General features: G+C 67.4%; 2 protein-coding genes and 2 pseudogenes. 3 read left to right on the forward strand and 1 reads right to left on the reverse strand.

Going from position 1 to position 2,445, the window contains the following annotated elements; genetic code table 11:
- Nucleotides 1-8: 8 nt before the first annotated feature.
- From AC1DU6_RS27385 to AC1DU6_RS27395, 3 genes and pseudogenes are all read left to right on the forward strand, one after another.
- A pseudogene (locus AC1DU6_RS27385) lies at nt 9-1,103 on the forward strand (saccharopine dehydrogenase family protein); the annotation flags it as partial.
- Between the two features lie 111 nt (nt 1,104-1,214).
- Nucleotides 1,215-1,652: pseudogene (locus tag AC1DU6_RS27390) on the forward strand (DUF4166 domain-containing protein); the annotation flags it as partial.
- The gene (locus AC1DU6_RS27395) at nt 1,649-2,038 is read left to right on the forward strand and encodes a thiol-disulfide oxidoreductase DCC family protein (RefSeq protein WP_457323586.1); all 390 of its coding nucleotides are present in this window, start codon (nt 1,649-1,651) and stop codon (nt 2,036-2,038) included. The pseudogene AC1DU6_RS27390 and the gene AC1DU6_RS27395, both read left to right, overlap by 4 nt.
- A gap of 50 nt (nt 2,039-2,088) precedes the next feature.
- Here AC1DU6_RS27395 and AC1DU6_RS27400 read toward each other — a convergent pair.
- Nucleotides 2,089-2,445, reverse strand: a 357-nt coding sequence (locus AC1DU6_RS27400; protein ID WP_477860977.1) for an ABC transporter ATP-binding protein, incomplete at its 5' end; no start/stop codon positions are given.

The following is a 2,445-nucleotide window of genomic DNA, read 5'->3' on the forward strand; positions in this document are numbered from 1 at the left end:
ACCGCGTTCTGGTCATCGGCGGCTACGGCTTCTTCGGGCGCCGTCTCGTTGAACGGCTGGCCCGCAGCCCCGGCCTGCACCTCATCGTGGCGGGTCGGTCCGCCGCACAAGGCCTGGCCCTGGTGGATGCGCTGCGCGGGGCGGCGCGCGCGCAACTGAGCTGCGCCACGCTCGACGCGGATGCACCGGCTTTCGCCGACGACCTCAAAGCGCTGGCGCCTGACATCACCGTGCACACCTCGGGCCCGTTCCAGGGCCAGCGGTATCACGTCGCTCAAGCCTGCATGGCCGCTGGCGCGCACTACATCGATCTGGCTGACGGCCGGGATTTCGTGGTCGGCATCAGCAGCCTGAACCAGGCCGCGCTGGACCGTGGCCTGAGCATCATCAGCGGCGCGAGTTCCGTGCCTGCCCTGTCCGATGCAGCAGCTCGCCATCTGGCGCAGGGACTCACCCGCGTCGACCACATCGACATCGGCATCAGCCCGGGCAACCGTACCGAACGAGGCCTGGCCACGGTGCGCGCCATCCTGAGCTACTGCGGCAAGGCCCTGCCGGCCGTGGACCACCGTCCCAGCTTTGGCTGGAGTGGGAGCCGGCGTCACCTTTATCCCGTGCCGGTCGGGAACCGGCTGCTGTCGCCTTGTGACGTGCCTGACCTCGCGCTGCTGCCCAAGCGCCATGCCGGCTGCCCGACGATCAGCTTCGGCGCCGGCCTCGAATTACCGCTCCTGCACCGAGGCATGAACGCCCTGGCGCTGCTGGCCCGGGTCGGCATCGTCAAGGACTGGTCGGCTCATGCGGTGGCCCTGAAGTGGCTCGGCGACCGGTTCAGCGGCCTGGGGTCGAACGCGGGCGCCATGCATGTCTGTGTCAGCGGGGAAACTGCTGAAGGCATCAGGCGCAGTCGCACCTGGCATTTGGTTGCTACTCACGGCGATGGCCCCTTCGTCCCCACGCTGGCCGCTGCGGCGCTGATCCGCAAACTGCAGCATGGCGACGCATCGCTCGCAGGCGCCCAGCCCTGTGTGGGCCTGCTGTCGCTGCAGGACTTCGCACGAGAATCCGAAGGCCTGCACATCGACATGAACGAATCGCCCAGCATCGGCGCCCTGAGCCTCTACGAACGCGTGCTGGGCGCCAGCTATTCACAACTGCCAATGGCGGTGCAGCGCTTCCATCGGCTCGCGGGGCACACCGTCTTGAACGGCTGGGTGCAGACACAGGCGCCGAGTTCGCTGCCGGCCCGGCTGCTGGCCTTCTGCCTTGGGACGCCACGCCGTGCCAGCAGCGGCCCGCTCAGCTTCGAGCTCGACGCCAGCGCGGAGGCCGWACGTTGGACGCGCCACTTCCCGACGCGGACCATGACATCACGAATGCGGCTGGTAGCCGGCAAGATCCAGGAGAAGCTCGGGGCTGCCCGGCTGACTTTTGGCTTGAGCGTTGCCGATGGCCGACTGAGGATGGAGCTTGAAGGCTTGCGTTTCATGGGCCTACCGTGCCCGCGATGGCTGATGCCGCAGGTGGTGGCCGAAGAAACCGGCAAGGACGATCAGCTGCACTTCCGCGTCGCCGCCGGCCTGCCGCTGCTGGGCACCGTCGCGGCCTATGACGGCCATCTCGAACTCGGTCCGGCGCAGGCCACTTCATGATCATCGTGTTCGATGCCCAGTGCCTGCTCTGCAATGGCTGGGTGCAGTTCATCCTGCGGCATGACAGCAAGACCCGCTTGCGCTTTGCTTCCATCCAGGGCGCCGCGGGGCGGAGTCTGCTGGCCGCAGAGGGGCTGGTGCCCGAAGGCCTGCAGACATTGCTGCTCGTCGATGGCCCTCGCGCGTGGCAGCACACGGCAGCCATATTTCGCGTGCTGCATGCGCTGGGCTGGCCCTGGCGCCTGGCCTGGATCGCATGGCTGATCCCGTCCATCGTCCGAGATCCGTTGTACCGCCTGGTCGCCAGGAACCGCTACCGGCTGTTCGGGCGCTCGGCCGTCTGCATCCGCCCGCAGCCTGAGCATGCGGCCAGATTCCTCGACTAAAAAAAAGCCCGGAAGTGCCGGGCGTTTTTTCTAGAGCGGTTCGGAACCGCTTATTCGCCCAGGTAGGCGGCGCGCACCTTCGGATCGTTCAGCAACGCTTGGCCCTCGCCCTCCATCGTCACCTCGCCCGACTCCATCACATAGCCGCGGTTGGCCAGTTGCAGCGCGCGGCTGGCATTCTGCTCGACGAGCAGGATGGTGACGCCCTGCTGGTGGATGTCGTTCACGACCTCGAAGATCTTGTCCACCATGATGGGCGAAAGGCCCATGGACGGCTCGTCCAGCAGCAGCACCTTGGGGCGGGCCATCAGCGCGCGGCCCATGGCCAGCATCTGCTGCTCGCCGCCGGACATCGTGCCGGCCAGCTGCTTGGCGCGCTCCTTCAGGCGCGGGAACAGGCCGAAGAC

This window comes from Roseateles sp. P5_B10 (assembly GCF_056400485.1).

Excerpts from the sequence above, each read along its gene's own strand:
- AC1DU6_RS27395 (WP_457323586.1), top strand. The coding sequence starts at position 1,649 with ATGATCATCGTGTTCGATGCCCAGTGCCTGCTCTGCAATGGCTGGGTG.